General features: G+C 71.2%; 14 protein-coding genes. 5 read left to right on the forward strand and 9 right to left on the reverse strand.

The annotated features are described in order from the left end of the window. Positions 1–4: 4 nt before the first annotated feature. From K2L43_RS01140 to K2L43_RS01150, 3 genes are read left to right on the forward strand one after another with little or no spacing between them, the layout of a single operon-like run. Positions 5–1162, forward strand: a complete 1158-nt coding sequence (locus K2L43_RS01140) for a glycosyltransferase (protein WP_220638336.1) — start codon at positions 5–7, stop codon at positions 1160–1162. Next, a complete protein-coding gene (locus K2L43_RS01145; protein WP_370633085.1) occupies positions 1159–2238 on the forward strand; it encodes a glycosyltransferase family 2 protein in 1080 nt (359 codons plus the stop codon). Before K2L43_RS01140 ends, K2L43_RS01145 begins: the two co-directional genes overlap by 4 nt. Before the next feature lie 3 nt (positions 2239–2241). Continuing rightward, entirely contained in the window at positions 2242–3228 is a 987-nt protein-coding gene (locus tag K2L43_RS01150; protein WP_220638337.1) for a glycosyltransferase family 32 protein, read from the forward strand. A 68-nt stretch (positions 3229–3296) separates the two neighbouring features. Here K2L43_RS01150 and K2L43_RS01155 read toward each other — a convergent pair whose 3' ends face one another. Both K2L43_RS01155 and K2L43_RS01160 read right to left on the reverse strand, forming a co-directional pair. Beyond that, positions 3297–4361, reverse strand: coding sequence for a nitronate monooxygenase family protein (locus tag K2L43_RS01155; RefSeq protein ID WP_220638338.1), 1065 nt, complete (start codon positions 4359–4361; stop codon positions 3297–3299). A 4-nt stretch (positions 4362–4365) separates the two neighbouring features. After that, positions 4366–5268, reverse strand: coding sequence for a LysR family transcriptional regulator (locus tag K2L43_RS01160; RefSeq protein ID WP_220638339.1), 903 nt, complete (start codon positions 5266–5268; stop codon positions 4366–4368). Between the two features lie 79 nt (positions 5269–5347). On the opposite strand from K2L43_RS01160, the gene K2L43_RS01165 reads away from it, so the two are divergent. Further along, on the forward strand, positions 5348–6616 hold the full coding sequence (locus K2L43_RS01165) for a YbfB/YjiJ family MFS transporter (protein ID WP_220638340.1): 1269 nt from the start codon (positions 5348–5350) through the stop codon (positions 6614–6616). 7 nt (positions 6617–6623) lie between these two features. Here the strand turns inward: K2L43_RS01165 and K2L43_RS01170 are convergent, their stop codons facing one another. From K2L43_RS01170 to K2L43_RS01190, 5 genes are all read right to left on the reverse strand, one after another. Next, a complete protein-coding gene (locus tag K2L43_RS01170; RefSeq protein ID WP_220638341.1) occupies positions 6624–7352 on the reverse strand; it encodes an MOSC domain-containing protein in 729 nt (242 codons plus the stop codon). Continuing rightward, positions 7349–7912 carry a redoxin domain-containing protein gene (locus tag K2L43_RS01175; protein WP_047350215.1) on the reverse strand — a complete coding sequence of 188 codons (564 nt, stop codon included), beginning with the start codon at positions 7910–7912 and terminating at the stop codon, positions 7349–7351. The genes K2L43_RS01170 and K2L43_RS01175 overlap by 4 nt, the downstream gene beginning before the upstream one ends. An 83-nt stretch (positions 7913–7995) precedes the next feature. Then, positions 7996–9222 carry an ATP-binding protein gene (locus K2L43_RS01180; RefSeq protein WP_220638342.1) on the reverse strand — a complete coding sequence of 409 codons (1227 nt, stop codon included), beginning with the start codon at positions 9220–9222 and terminating at the stop codon, positions 7996–7998. Between the two features lie 28 nt (positions 9223–9250). Then, positions 9251–9967: a response regulator transcription factor gene (locus K2L43_RS01185; protein ID WP_047350236.1), complete on the reverse strand. Its 717-nt coding sequence runs from the start codon at positions 9965–9967 to the stop codon at positions 9251–9253. Positions 9968–10087: 120 nt separating this feature from the next. Then, entirely contained in the window at positions 10088–11461 is a 1374-nt protein-coding gene (locus tag K2L43_RS01190; RefSeq protein ID WP_220638343.1) for an AmpG family muropeptide MFS transporter, read from the reverse strand. Positions 11462–11654: 193 nt separating this feature from the next. Here K2L43_RS01190 and K2L43_RS01195 point away from each other — a divergent pair, with 193 nt between their 5' ends. Then, positions 11655–12569: a M48 family metallopeptidase gene (locus K2L43_RS01195; protein ID WP_255580508.1), complete on the forward strand. Its 915-nt coding sequence runs from the start codon at positions 11655–11657 to the stop codon at positions 12567–12569. Between the two features lie 36 nt (positions 12570–12605). Here the strand turns inward: K2L43_RS01195 and K2L43_RS01200 are convergent, their stop codons facing one another. Together K2L43_RS01200 and K2L43_RS01205 are read right to left on the reverse strand one after the other, a co-directional pair. Further along, positions 12606–13394 carry a GntR family transcriptional regulator gene (locus tag K2L43_RS01200; protein WP_011803673.1) on the reverse strand — a complete coding sequence of 263 codons (789 nt, stop codon included), beginning with the start codon at positions 13392–13394 and terminating at the stop codon, positions 12606–12608. A gap of 24 nt (positions 13395–13418) precedes the next feature. Continuing rightward, positions 13419–15113 (reverse strand): sigma-54-dependent Fis family transcriptional regulator, encoded by a 1695-nt coding sequence (locus tag K2L43_RS01205; protein WP_220638344.1) that lies wholly within the window; start codon positions 15111–15113, stop codon positions 13419–13421. Positions 15114–15121: the final 8 nt, after the last annotated feature.

Consider the following 15121-nt stretch of genomic DNA (forward strand, 5'->3'; position numbering starts at 1 on the left):
CGCCATGGTGTCTGCGGCGTCTGCCCCTGGCCTTCCCGGCGCGGCCGGCACCCCGGCCGTGCGCCGGCCGCGGGTGCTGCATTTCGTGACGGGCGGGTTTTCCGGCGCCACGCAGGTGGCCGTGGATCTGGTACGAGCGCACGCGGCTTCGGGCCGCTGCGAGGCCTTGCTGGTGCTGCGCCGCAAGCGGCACACGCGCAACGAACGCGTGCAGGCCCTGCGGGACCAGGGGCTAACTGTGGAAACCGTGGCCGGCTGGGCGCACGTGGCCACCATCTGGCAGCTGGTCGCGCTCTGCCGGCGTTTCCAACCCGATGTGCTGGTGGCCCATGGGTTCAGCGAGCATTTATGGGGCCGCTATGCCGGGTTGATCGCCGGCGTGCCCCACCTGGTGCATGTAGAGCACAACTCGCGCGAGCGCTACACCGCCTGGCGGCTGCGCCAAGCGCTGTGGCTGGCTGAGCGCACCGACCTCATCGTGGGCGTCTCCGAAGGCGTGCGCCAGAGCCTGCTCGCGCGTGGCTTTCCCGCCGCCAAGACCGTGGCCATTCCCAACGGCATCGCGCTGGGGCCGTATGAGCTGGCGCGCCATCCCGCTTGGGCCGACCGTGTGCCGGGCATCGTCATGGCCGCGCGCTTTGCGCGCCAGAAGGACCATGCCACGCTGCTGCGCGCCGTCGCGCTGCTGCGCGATCGCGGCCTCACGCCGCCCGTCAAACTGGCCGGCGGCGGCAAGGCGGCGGCGCAGCGGGCGGCGCGCAAGCTGTGCACGGCCCTAGGGTTGGACGGGCAGGTGGAATTCCTGGGCCATTGCGGTGATGTGCCGGGACTGCTCATGGGCCACCGCATCTGCGTGCTGGCCACGCACTACGAGGGCATGCCGCTGTCGCTGATCGAGGGCATGGCCGCAGGCTGTGCGGTGGTGGGCAGCCGTGTGGTGGGCGTGCAGGAAATCATCGATGACGGCCGCAATGGCCTGCTGGCCGAACATGCCGATCCCGCTTCGCTGTCCGACGCACTGGAGCGGCTGCTAGTGCGCGATGACGAGGCGCGGCGCATGGCCCAGGCTGCGCAGGAAGATGCCCGGCATCTATACAGCCTGCAGACCATGACGAAGCGGTACGAGGACCTGCTGCTGCGGGGGTTGGAGGTTGCTCAGTGAGCGGCGCCGTGCGCGCGCCGGCTGCGCCCTGGCTCAGCATCCTGGTGCCGGTCTACAACGTGCGGGACTATCTGGAAGCGTGTCTCACCTCCGTGGTGGAGCAGGTGGCGCAACTGCCGCTTGCCGTGGAGGGGGGGGCAGGCGTGGAGGTGCTGGTGCTCGACGACTGTTCCACCGATGGCTCGCGTGCGCTCATGGAGCAATTGGCGCAGCGCTGGCCCGGCCGGCTGACCCTGATGCGCCACGCGGTCAACCAGGGCCTGAGCGCCGCGCGCAACACCATGATTGACGCCGCCCGCGGTGAATACCTCTGGTTCCTGGACTCCGACGACAAGCTGCTGCCCGGTGCGCTGGCCGGTTTACAGGCCACCGTGCAGCGCCATGCCCCGGATGCGGTGCTGTGCGACTTCATGGTGTGGCGCGAGCGTACGCAACTCAAGCACCGGCTGCGCGGCGAGGGCCATCGCGCCACCTTTGCCGGCCCGGAGGGAGGGCTTCAGCGCGACCGCGCTGCGCTGCTGACGGGCGTGTTGATGACCGGGCAGTTGCATGCCTGGTCCAAGGTCACGCGGCGCGCGCTGTGGGGCGCGGACCTGCGCTTTCCCGCGGGCCGCTACTTCGAGGACATGGCCGCCATGCCGCTGGCCCTGCTGCGCGCGCGCAGCTATTGCTACATGCCCCAGCCCTGGGTGGCCTACCGCCAGCGCGGCAGCAGCATCCTGGCGACGATGACCTTGCCTAAGGCGCTCGATCAGTCACGGGCATTGGGCGCGTTTGCCCATGCGCTGCGCACGGCCGAGGCCGAAGGGGCCTTGCCTGGCAGCGCGGCGCTGCATTTCGCCCTGGCCCACCAGAGTGCGCGCAACCTTGCCGGCGCGGCGCGCTTCCTGGAGCGGGCCGATCTGCCCGTGGCCGAACGCCGAGCCGCAGCGCAGCGATTGCGTGACGACTTCGCTGCGGCATCGCCGTTGTCGGCGCAGGCCTTGCTGCGCGCCTACGTGCGGCGCGGCTGGTGGCTGCGCGCTCTGCGGCTGCGCCGTGCCTGGGGTGTCGTGGCGGTCGAAGCAAAGGGCTGACCCATGTCGCATGCGCCATCCTCCGCCCACTGGAAGCACCGGGGCGAACTGTGGCTGGCGGGCTGGCTGAAGCGCTGGTACCGCCTGCGCCCGCGCGACCTGGAGCCCGCCCCGGCACCCGTGTTCACGCTGCACGCCACGGGCACCGCAGCCGCAGCGCCGGCCGCGCGCACGGCCATTCCCCGCATTCTCTGGAGCTACTGGCAGGGCGGCACACCGCCGCTGCTGGTGCAGCGCTGCTTCGACCACTGGCGGCGCCTGCATCCGCATTTCGAGATCCGCATCCTGGACGAGCGTGGCGTGCTGCGGTACCTGCCGGCCATCCCTGCTGCCCTCGACGGCGCATCGGCGGCCAAGCGTGCCGACTGGATCCGCCTGGAGCTGCTGCGCCGCCACGGCGGCATCTGGCTGGACGCGAGCACCATCCTCACCCAGCCGCTGGACTGGGTTCTGCAGGAGCAGGCGCGCACGGGTGCCGACTTCGTGGGCTACTACCTGCAGCAGTACACCAGTGTCCCGGACCGGCCGGTGGTGGAGAACTGGTTCATGGCCGCGCCGCCCGGCAGCCCCTTCATCGAGGATCTGCAGCGTGAATTCACGCAGGAGGTCATCGCCCGCACCGGCGAGCAGTACATCGCCCACCTGCAGGCCCAGGGCCTGTACACGCAGGCGCTGCAGCGCATCGACATGCCCGCCTACCTGACCATGCACCTGGCGCTACAGGTGATCCTGCTGCGCGGCGGCAGCTACCGACTGAGCCTGTCCCCGGCGGAGTCGGGGCCGTACTTCCTGCACGTGCAGGGCCGCTGGCGCCGCGCTGCGCTCAAGCTGCGGCTGCTGTTCATGCGTGCGCGCGGGCCGCTGCCGCCGCTGATCAAACTGCGTTCGCCCGACCGCCGGCGGCTGGACGACTACCTGACGCAGGGCCTGTACCTGCCGGACAGCGTGGCGGGGCAGTGGCTGGATGGGGATCGCCCCGCCCTCCGATAATTCTCTGCTTTGCTATATATTAAATAGCTGCTGGCGCTTGATGGTAAAGCGCTAGAGCCCCAAAAGACTTAAACCTTCAGGCGCCGCAGTGCGGCCTGCCATTCCTGCGCCAGCAGCGCCACCAGCTGCTGTGCCGGCAGCGCGCGCGCGGCGGCAACGCCCTGGCCTGCCCACAGGGACAGGTAGTCCGCGCGTCCCTGGCTGGCGGCGGCCTTGCGCAGTGGGCCGGTCAGCGCGTTCTGCACCGGGTACGCCGGCACCGTGGCCTCGTGCGGTGCCAGCCGCTGCATCAGCGTGTTGACGATGCCGCGGGCGGGTCGGCCGGAGTAGATGCGCGTGACGCGCGTGTCCGTGGCCTGTGCGCGGGCCATGGCGGCGCGCTGCGCAGGGCCGATGGCGGACTCGGGGCAGGCGAGGAAGGCCGTACCCAACTGCACCCCCTGCGCGCCCAGCGCCTGGGCAGCCGCAATGCCGCGCCCGTCCATGATGCCGCCGGCGGCAATCACCGGGATGGAGAGCGCATCCACGCACTGCGGCACCAGCGCCAGGGTGCCGACCATGCTGGCCTCGAAGTCGCCCAGAAAGGTGCCGCGGTGGCCGCCGGCCTCCATGCCGCTGGCGACGACGGCGTCCGCACCCACGGCGGCCCATGCCTGCGCCTCGGCCAGCGTGGTGGCGGTGCCGATCACGCAGCAGCCCGCTTCGTCCTGTAGGCGCCGCACCTGCGCGCGGCTCAGGATGCCGAAGGTGAAGCTGGCCACCGCGGGGCGGGCCTGCAGCAGCGCCTCGAACTGGGCGTCAAAGTCTTCGCACCAACGCGCTGGCGCTTCGGGCGGGGGCAGGCCCAGGTCGGCGTACAGCGGCGTCAGGCGGGCTATGGCCGCTTGCACCGTGGCCGCATCGGGCGTGGGCTGCTCCAGCACGAACAGGTTCATGCCGAAGGGCTTGGCGGTGGCCGCACGCACGGCGGCAGCGGCCTCGCGCATGGCCTGAGGCGACCGCATGCCGCAGCCCAGAAAGCCCAGGCCGCCGGCCTGGGAGACGGCGGCAGCCAACTGGGGCGTGTCCGAGCCCGTCATGGGCCCCTGGAAGAGGGGCAGGTCGATCTGCAGCCGTTGCAGCAAGGCATTCATGGGGTCAGCTCCGCAAAGAAGAATCGGGGGCGAGGACAGAGGGGGTGTCCTGGGCGCCGTGTAGCGCTGCTTGCAGCGCGGCCAGCGCGGGCGTGGCATAGCCCGTGCGGTGCACCAGCACCGTGTCGCAGGGGCCCAGCGGCACCCAGCGCAGCGCGGGCGGCGTGTGCAGCAGATCGACCATCGCCTCAGGCACCACGCCGGCGCAACGGCCCCCGGCCACGCAGGCCAGGATGGCGGGGTAGGACGCGAGCTCCAGCACCTGCGGCGCCTGGCCCGTGGCCTGGCGCATCCAGTCTTCGCCGATGCGGCGGTAGGTGCAGCCGTGCGCAAACGCGGCCAGGGTGTGCACGCGCAGGTCGGCAGGTGTTTCGACGGGCGGGTGGCTGGCCGGCAGGGCCAGCAGCAGCGATTCCGTCCAGACGGGCGTGCGCTGCACCGGGGCCTCCTCGTCCAGGCCCGGCGGCGGCCAGGCCACCAGGGCGCAGTCGAGTTCGTGGGCCAGCACCTGCTCCACGAGTTGGCGCGACGGGGCGGTGCGCAACTCCAGCACCAGCGCGGGCCAGCGCGCATGCAGTTGCGCCAGGGGCGCGGGCAGGCGTGCGGCGGCCGTGCTTTCCATGGCGCCGATGCGCAGGTGGCCGGCGGGAGTGCCCGGGTGCAGGGCCTGCCGCGCCTCCTCGGCCAGCGCCAGCAGGCGCTCGGCATAACCTTGCAGCGTGGCGCCTGCGGGTGTGAGCACCATGCGCCGCCCCTCGCGCAGGAACAGGGCGGTGCCCAGTTGCTCCTCCAGCTGCTGCACGCGCGTGGTCACGTTGGACTGGGCGCGGCCCAGCCGCTCGGCCGCCCGCGTCACGCTGCCCTCATGGGCCACCGTGCGAAAAATCTCCAGTGCGACCAGGTCCATGGATATGTTTGTGAGATGATTTGTCAAAAAATCATCTTAAAAAAAGATTGATGGCGATCATACCGCCGGAGACCGCGCCATGGAACCACAAGCCACCCCGTCGATTGATGTGCCCGCGCCCCGCGGGCCCGCCCTGCACTGGAGCGAGCGGCCCCATGCCGTGGCCCTGGCCGGCATGCTGGCGCTGGCGGTGGCTATGGGCGTGGGGCGGTTCGCGTTCACCCCGCTGCTGCCCATGATGCTGCACGACGGGGTGTTGACCCTCACCGAGGGCAGTTGGCTGGCCACGGCCAATTACGTGGGCTACCTGCTGGGGGCGCTGGCCTGCATGGCACTGCCCTGGGTGGCACCGGGTTTTTATGCACGCTGGCATCCGGCGCGGCTGGCGCGTGCCGGGCTGGTGGCCACGGTGCTGCTCACGCTGGCGATGGCGCTTCCCGTGGCCGCCGCGTGGCCGGCGCTGCGCTTTGCGGCCGGGGCCGCCAGCGCCTTCGTGCTGCTGAACGTGGCGGCCTGGTGCATGGTGCGCCTGGCGGTGCTGGGCCGCCCGGCCATGGGCGGGCTGATCTTCTGCGGGCCGGGCGTGGGCATCGTGCTCACGGGGCTGGCCGCCAGCGCGATGGTGGCAGCGCAGTGGCGTGCGGCCTCGGGCTGGGTGGTGTTCGGGGTGCTCTCGGTGCTGCTGTGCGTGGGCGTGTGGCCCGTGGTGCGTGGCCGCGCGGTCAAGGCCGACGCCGGTGCCCAGCCCCGCGCGGCCGCGCAGGGGGGAAACGCCGGCACCCTGGCGGCGCGCGGCGTGCACGCCGTAGCGTACGGCCTGGCGGGGCTGGGCTACATCGTGACCGCCACCTTCCTGCCCGTGATTGCGCGTGCCGCGCTGCCCTCCGGTTCACCCTGGCCCGACCTTTTCTGGCCGATGTTCGGCGCGGGCGTGGCCGTGGGCGCGGCGCTCAGCACGCGCGCGCCCAGCGCCTGGGACCGGCGCTGGCTGCTGCTGGCGGCGTATGCGCTGCAGGCGCTGGGCATCGTGCTGGGGCTGCTTTGGCCCACGCCGGCGGGCTTTGCACTCAGCAGCGCGTTGGTGGGCCTGCCGTTCACGGCCATCACCTTCTACGGCCTGCAGGAGGCGCGGCGCCTGTGGCCGCAGTCTGCCGACAGCTTTGCGAGCCTGGTCACGGCCGTCTACGGCCTGGGCCAGATCGCGGGTCCGCCGCTGGTGGCGTGGCTGCTCGCGCACGCCGATGCCGGACAGGGTTTTGCCCGCGGGCTGGCGCTGGCGGCGGGGGCACTGGTGGCCGGCGCGGCGATGTACGGCTGGTCGGCCTGGCGCTGGCCGCAGCGCGCCTGACAGGCCGTCAGTGCTGCCCTTGCAGGCGCGCGTCCCAGGCCTCGCTCTGTCCGCTGTCCAGGCGCCGCTGGAACAGCCGCTGCCATGACGGCGGCAGCGGCAGCGCGAGGATTTCGCGCAGCGTGGCGGGTGTGCAGTCGCGCCGGTCGATCACCTCCAGCAACCGTGCGATGGGCCACGCGGGCCGCGGCCGCGCGAGGAGCCAGACGGTGTCGCCCGCCTGCACCGTCCCGGGTTGCAGAACGCGCAGATACCAACCCGCGCGCAGGCTGCGTTGCACGCGCAGCGCCATGTCGGGCACCTGGAAGCGGTCGTTCAGCTTCCAGCAGGGCTGGCGGCCCTGGCTGACCTCGAAAACGGCGCTGCCGATGCGCCACTGGTCCGCAATGCACACCTGGGCCTCCTGCACGCCGTCCAGGCTGAAATTCTCGCCAAAGGCACCGGGCTGCGCGAGCAGCGCCTGCGCCGTGGCGTGGCCCGCCAGCTCCTCGCGCCAGGGCGTGTACTGCGGCCATGCATAGCAGTGCACGGCCTTGTCGGGGCCGCCGTGCACGCGCAGGTCGCCCTGCTCGTCACCGTCCAGTCCCTCCGCGCCTACGGCGACGGGGCCGCTGCGTGCCTGCTTGGCAATGGCGCTGCGGCTGCCGGGGCGGGTGTAGGGTTGCGCGCGGCCGGTGAGCACGGTGCGCAGCGTGCCCAGGGTGATGGGTTCGGAAGGCAAGGGGGTCGTGTTCATGGGCGGGGCTGATCGGGCAGTGGGCAGCCGCCATCGTCGCAGCCCGTGGCGGGCACGGTCGCCGGGGCGGCTGGCGTGGGTTCCGCCAGCAGCCGGCCCAGCAGCGCGCCCAGCCGCAGATCGTCCAGATGGCCGAAGTGGTGCAGGCGCACGCGGCCCTGCGGGTCCAGCACCACCAGGCTGGGCGTTCCGCTGAGCGACAGGCTCTGCATGGTCCGTGGAATGCTGCGCGGCGCATCGGGCTGGTCCAGGCCGATGGGAAAGCGCAGCCGGTATTCGTGAATGAAGGCCTGCAGCACCTCTGGCGTGCCCTGCACGGCGTGGTGCTCGAACACCGTGTGCAGGCCGATCACGACGAGTTGATCCTGCGCAAACGCCTCATGCACGCGCCGCGCCTGCGGGATGCCGTGCTCCACGCAACCAGGGCACAGCATCTGAAAAGCGTGCAGCACCACCACACGCCCGCGCAGGCTGTCCAGCGTGAGCGGCTCGGGGGTGTTGAACCAGTGCGCCACTTGCAGCGGCGGCGCAGGTGCAAAGAAGGGCGCGGCGGCGGTCATGGGCAGGCCTTGCGGAACGGAAAAGCGCCACCCTACAACATGGGCGAATGTGCCTGCTGGGGCAAGGGCGTGTGCGCAGACCTTCAGCGTTTGACCGGCAGGCGCAGCGTGAAGCAGGCGCCTGCCGCGCCATCGGGCCGGTCCTCGCACACCACGCTGCCCCCATGGCGCGCCGCGATGGAGCGCACCAGCGCCAGGCCCAGGCCCACGCCGCCCGAGCGTTCGCTGGCGCCCGGCAGGCGGTAGAAGGGCTCGAAGATGCGTTCGCGCTGCGCGGGCGGCACGCCCGGACCGTGGTCGCACACGCGCAGCACGGCGTCGTGCCCTTCGCGCGTGAGGGTGAGGGTGATCTCGCCCTGGCTGTAGCGCCGCGCGTTCTCCAGCAGGTTGCGCACGGCGCGGCGCAGCAGCTTGGACACGCCCGGCACTTCGACGGGCGCCGTCATGGCGTCTGCACCATCGCCGGAGCCTACGTGCAGTTCGGCGTCCACGCGCACGCATTCCTCCACGGCCAGGCCCACCAAGTCCACGGGCTCGACCGTGCCCACATCGGCGGCGCCGGAATCCAGGCGGCTGGCCAGCAGGATCTCGTCCACCAACTGGTCCAGTTCGGCGATGTTGCGTTCAATCTCGGCGCGGAATGCAGGGGAGGGCGTGCCGCCCTGCATCAGCTCCAGCCCCATGCGGATGCGCGTGAGCGGCGAGCGCAACTCGTGCGAGGCATTCGCCAGCAGCGATTTGTGCGACTGCACCAGCGTCTCGATGCGCGCGGCGGCGGCGTTGAACTGGCGCGCCAGCGCCGCCACCTCGTCATGGCCCTGCTCGGCCACGCGCACCGACAAGTCGCCCTCGCCGAAGCGCTGCACGCTGCGCTGCAGCTGCTCCAGCCGCTGCAGCAGCCGCCGGATGATGGGAAACACGCCCACGGTGACGGCAATGCCCACCAGCGCGAGCATCCACAGAAAGCCGAAGGGCGGGCGGAACCACGCGGCGGGACCGCGCTCGTCGGGGCGCATGCGTGGCGTGCGCGGGGACAGGTGCATCTCGAACACCTCGCCTGTGGCGCTCTCGATGCGGTAGAGCACGCCTTCGCTGGGGTCGCGCCGCTGGCGCAGGCCCACGCCATCCACCAGCGTGCGGCCCGCGGCGTCCGTGATGCGGATCTCGCGCGAGGGCGGCTGCTGCTGGTTCTGCTCGGCCGCCCAGCGCCAGGCCATGCCCACGGCGAAGGCGAACACCAGCACGCCCCCGACCACGGCCAGCCAGATGCGCAGGTACAGGCGGCGGGAGAAGGGGCTGATGAGGGACATGCGTGCGGGGCTTTTCAAAAGAGGCAGGTCAGTCCTGCTGCTTGGCGAAGACATAGCCCACGCCGCGCACGGTGAGGATGCGGCGCGGGTTCTTGGGGTCGGCCTCGATGGCCGCGCGGATGCGGCCCATGTGCACGTCGATGGAGCGGTCGAACGCCTCCAGCTCGCGCCCGCGCACGGCCTCCATGATCTGGTCGCGCGTGAGCACGCGGCCCGCGCGCTCGGCCATGGTCACCAGCAGGTCGAACTGGTAGGAGGTCAGCTCCGCCGGCTGGCCGTGCACGCTGACGGTGCGTGCGTCGCGGTCGATCTCCAGCGAGCCGAAGCGCAGCACCTGCGTGGCCGGCTGGGCGCCGCTCTCGCGCCGGCGCAGGATGGCGCGGATGCGCGCCAGCAGCTCGCGCGGCTCGAAGGGCTTGGGCAGGTAGTCGTCGGCGCCGATCTCCAGTCCGATCACGCGGTCCATGGGGTCGCCCTTGGCCGTGAGCATCAGCACCGGCACCTGGGCGGCGGCGCCCGGCAGCGCGCGGATGCGCCGGCACACCTCCAGGCCGTCGATGTCGGGCAGCATCAGGTCCAGGATCACCAGGTCGGGCAGCTGGCCGCCCTCGGGCGCCTGCAGCCGCGCCAGGCCGCTGGCGCCGTCGGCCATGTGCGTGACCTGCAATCCGGACTGGCCGAGGTACTCGCCCACCATCTGCGCGAGGCGGTGGTCGTCTTCGATCATCAGCAGTTGCGAACTCATGGGTGGGTGGGCCTTTCTGGACTGCCATGTTCCCCGCGCGGCATCTCGCAGGGTTGTCGGCCGGGTAAAGTTAGGTAAACCGTTGTGGGTCTCGTTTTGATAGCTGCCCGCGCTTGTCCATCAAGCGCTGGAGGGTGATTGGGCTCTGGACGCCAGCGCCACCAGCAGCAGCACCGGCAGGCCCAGCAGGGCCGTGCCCGTGAAGAACGCGCTGTAGCCCTGCGCGTCCACGAACTGGCCCGAGAAGCCCGCGAGCCATTTGGGCAGCAACAGCATCATCGAGCTGAACAGTGCGTATTGCGTGGCCGAGTACTGCACGTTGGTCAGGCTGGACAGATAGGCGATGAACGCCGCCGATGCGATGCCGCCGGCCAGGTTGTCGGCGCTGACCACGGCCACCAGCGCGGTCAGGTCGTGGCCATGCCCGGACAGCCAGGCAAACAGCAGGTTGGTCAGCGCGCTGAGCACCGCGCCCAGCATCAGCACGCGCATCACGCCCAGGCGCATGGACAGCACGCCGCCCACGAAGGCGCCGGCCAGCGTCATCACCACGCCGAAGACCTTGGTCACGGCGGCCACCTCGTCCTTGGTGTAGCCCATGTCCACGTAGAACGGGTTGGCCATGATGCCCATGACCACGTCGCTGATGCGGTACACGGCGATCAGCGCCAGGATCAGCGCCGCCTGCCAACGGTAGCGCCGAATGAAGTCGGCAAACGGCGCCACCACCGCGCCATGCAGCCACTCGCCCAGGTTGCGCGCGGGCGGCAGTGGGCGCGCGGCATCGGATTGGGGCTCGGGTGACAGCAGCACCGTCACCGTGCCCACCAGCATCGACGCCGCCATCACCAGATAGGCCGTGGCCCAGGCGCTGGCCTGGTAGCCGGCCAATCCCGCCACCTCGGCACGCGCGGCCACCCACAGCACGCCCGCGCCGGCCCAGATCATGGCCAGGCGGTAGCCCGTCTGGTAGGTGGCGGCCAGGGCGGCCTGGTGGTCGGCGTCGGCAGATTCGATGCGGAAGGCATCCAGCGCGATGTCCTGCGTGGCCGAGCCGAAGGCCACCAGCAGCGCGCACCACACCATGGGCCCCAGCGCGTCGCGCGGGTCGGCCAGCGCCATGCCCACCAGCCCGGCCATCACCAGCGCCTGCGCCAGCAGCAGCCAGCTGCGCCGGCGCCCCAGCCAGCGCGTGAGCAGTGGCAGCGGCAGGCGGTCCACCAGCGGCGACCAGACCCACTTGAACGCATAGGCCAGCCCCACCCACGACAGATAGCCGATGGTGGTGCGGTCGATGCCCGCCTCGCGCAGCCTGAAAGACAGCGTGCCCAGCACCAGCAACAGCGGCAGCCCGGCGGCAAAGCCCAGGGCCAGCATGCGCAGGCTGGCGGGCTCCAGATAGACAAGCCAGGCCTGGCGCCAGCTGCGCCGGGGGGCGGCGGTGGCATTGGTGGCTGCGGCAGGGGCGGCGGCGGTGGTGGTGTCGGGGGGCATGTGCAGGGGCGGCAGGGTGCGCGAGATGAGTGCGAGATGAGTGCAGGGCGGGTGCGGTATGAGCACCCGAGCAGCGCAGGACAGGTGCAGGTGCGTGCTGTGGCGGGATTATCCGCACGCTGCGGCGGCGCCCGCCGCAGGGCGCGCCCACCCGGTGTGGCGCAGCGCGCCAGGGTGTCCTAGACTCGCGCGCATGACCACCCGCACTACCAACCCCTTGTCCTCGTTGTCCGCCTGGCCGGGCTGCCTGTGCTGCGTTGCGCGCGTGAATGCGCGCGGTGACGTGCGCGGTGATCAGGCCGGCGGAATCTGGCAGGCGCGCCGCGCCTTTGTGCTGGCGGCGGCAGGCGCGGCGGCGCTGCCGGCGGCGGCGCAGGTGGATGTGGGCAGCGCATCGGGCATGCGCATGCTGGTGCCCGCCGAGACGCTGGAAGAATCCGCCGTGCAGCAATACAGCCAGCTGCTGGCGCAGGCCAAGGCCAAACGCGCACTGGCGCCGGACAACCACCCGCAGCTGGTGGCGCTGCGCGGCATTGCCCGCCGCCTCATTCCCCACGCCGCGCAGTGGAACAGCCGCGCGGCCCAGTGGCGCTGGGAGATCAACCTGATCGCTAGCCGCCAGATCAACGCCTTTTGCATGCCGGGCGGCAAGATTGCGTTCTACACGGGCATCCTGGATCAGCTCAAGCTGACCGGCGACGAGGCCGCCATGATCATGGGCCACGAAATGGCCCACGCGCTGCGCGAGCACGCCCGCTCGCGCGTGGCCAAGAGCCAGGCCACCAGCATCGGCCTGTCGCTGGGCGCGCAGCTGCTGGGCCTGGGCGACCTGGGCAATGCAGCCGCCAACCTGGGGGCGCAGCTGCTCACGCTCAAGTTCAGCCGCTCCGACGAGACCGACGCGGACCTGGTCGGCCTGGAGTTGGCCGCCCGCGCCGGCTACAACCCGCAGGCCGCCGTGAGCCTATGGCGCAAGATGGGCGAGGCCACGGGCAACGGCGGCATCGCGTTCCTGTCCACCCACCCGTCGGGGCCCGACCGCATCCGCGAGCTGGAGCAGAACGTGCCCAAGGTGCAGGGGCTGTACCAGGCAGCGCGGGGGGGCTGATTTGCTACTTTATTAGTAGCTGGCAGCGCTCGCTGTTCAAGGGCTGGCAGCTGATTTGACTTGAAGCTGCGGCGGTGCGCAGCCCGGCAAAAAGGCGCGGCCTTCGCGCAGGGCGCGGATCAGCAGGTCGGGCGTGGCGCGGATGTGCGCCTCCAGCGCCAGCGCGGCGCGCGCGTCCTGGCCTGACATGGCCAGCTCGAAGATTTCGGTGTGCTCGGCGTGCACATCGCGTACACCGCCCGGCAGGCCCATGGCGCAGAAGCGGTAGCGCTCGCTGTGGCGCGACAGCAGGCGCAACACGCGCACGGTCCACGGCGAGTCGTGTCCCGCCAGCAGCGCCTCATGAAAGCGCACGTTCAGCAGCTCCCACTGGCGGCGGCGGTGCGGCGCGATGGGCTGTTCCTCGGCAGATATCGCCGCATAGGCCTCGGCAAGCGCCTCGCGCCACTGCGCGTCACCGGCGCGAATGGACTGGCGCAGCGCGTCGGTCTCGATGTGCACGCGCAGCGTGGTGATGTCTTCCAGCTCTTGCAGCGCGATGGGCGCCACGCGAAAGCCGCGCTGCCCCTCCACGGTCACCAGCGCGTCGCTGACCAGCCGCGTGAGCGCCTCGCGCAGCGTGCCCGCGCCCACCGCGTACTGGGTGCGCAGGTGCTCGATGCGCAGCTTGCTGCCGGGCGCAAGGCGCCCCTCGACGATGTCGCTGCGCAGCGTGGCGTAGGTTTGCTCGATCAGCGTGCGCGAGGGGGCGTCGTACAGGGCTGCGTCCTCGGCGGCGTCGCCGCCGGGCAGTGCAATCAGGGGGTGAAAACTGCGTTTGGCCATGGCAATGCGGGGCTGGCGTTCGCCTCACGAAGCCGCCAGCGGCCGCTCTTGCAGGCGCGACAGGCGGTAGCTCAGTTGTGGGCGGGTCAGCCCCAGCGCGCGCGCCGCTGCCGCCAGGTTGCCGCCCGCGCGCGCCACGGCTTCGCGGATCAGCGCGTCTTCGAGCGCGTCCAGCGTCAGGCCGCTGGCTTGCAGGGTGTCGTACAGACTGGCGCTTTGCTGGCAGTGCGCTTCGCTTTCCAGCGCACCGGCGGCGTTCACGGTGTGGGCCGTGGGCAGGGCTGACGTGGGAAAGAGCATGGCGGCGTCCACCAGGTCGTCGTTGGGCGCCAGGATCACGCCGCGCTCGACCAGGTTTTCCAGCTCGCGCACGTTGCCGGGCCAGGCGTGCTGGCGCATGGCGGTCATGGCCAGGTCAGTGAAGCCCGCCAGGCGCTTGCCGTGCAGGGCGGCGTAGCGCTGCAGCAGGTGCATGGCCAGCAGTTCGATGTCGTCCGCGCGCTCGCGCAGCGCCGGTATGCGGATGGGATAGACGTTCAGGCGGTAGAGCAGGTCGCGCCGAAAGCGCCCTTCCTCCACGGCTTTTTCCAGATCGACGTTGGTGGCGGCGACCACGCGCACGTCCACCTTGCGCGGCTGCGTGCCGCCCAGGCGCTCCACTTCGCCCTGCTGCAGCACGCGCAGCAGCTTGGCCTGCGCGGGTAGCGGCAGCTCGCCCAGCTCGTCCAGCAGTAAGGTGCCGCCGTGCGCGCGCTCGAAGCGGCCCACGCGCGCGGCGGTGGCGCCGGTGTAGGCGCCTTTTTCGGCGCCGAAGAGCTCGCTTTCGATCAAATCGGCGGGCAGCGCCGCGCAGTTGACTGCCACGAAGGGCTTGTCGGCGCGCGGGCCCATGGCGTGCAGCGCGCGCGCAAAGCGCTCTTTGCCCACGCCGGTCTCGCCGGTCAGCAGCACGGTGACCTGCGTGGGCGCGGCCTTGCGCAGCAGCTCCACGGTGTCGTTGAAGGCGCGCGAGCGTCCCAGCAGCGGGCCCTGATCATCTGCGGGCTGTAGCTGGGTGCGCAGCGCATCCACCTGCGACTGCAGCTCGCCCAGGCGCACCAGCATGGAGTCAGGGTCGTAGTCGCGCGCCAGCTGCTCGCCGTCGGGCCATTCGTGCTCAAAGCGGCCCTCGATCAGGCAGTGCGGGTGGCCGCAGGCAGTGCATTGCACTTCCTTGAAAAGGGCCGGACGCCGAAAGAACGCGCTGGTGTAGCCCGAGGCATAGCCCAGCAGCATCCAGCACACGGGCGCACCTTGCGGGCCCCAGGCGCGCTGGTGCACCTCGGCCTCCCAGCTGTGATCCCACTGAAAGATGCCGTGAAAGTGGCCTGCTGCCTCGTCGTGCTCGAACACCTGCGGCTGCACGCGCACCGCGCCTTCCAGCATGTGCAGCTGCGGCCCGACGGCAAAGGCGTCGAACAGCGATGCGCCCGGCCGCACCTGGCGCGCCAGCAGCGCATCGCGCTCGCCCGATGCGTAGCCCGCACGCATCAGCAAGCGGCGGGCGTGCTCCGGCCCCAGGCTGGCCACCAGCTCGCGCCGCAACGCCTGAAAGGCCGCCGCATGTACCAGCAGCATGCGCTGATCAGCCAGCCAGATGCGCCCATCGACGGGCGAGAAGTGCACCAGCCGGCGCAAGTCGGCGTCGGACGGGTAGGGGGGCAGGGTGGTGGCTGGCATGAAAAAAG

It is taken from the genome of Diaphorobacter sp. MNS-0 (assembly GCF_019602835.1).
Classification (GTDB): Bacteria; Pseudomonadota; Gammaproteobacteria; order Burkholderiales; family Burkholderiaceae_C; genus Diaphorobacter; species Diaphorobacter nitroreducens.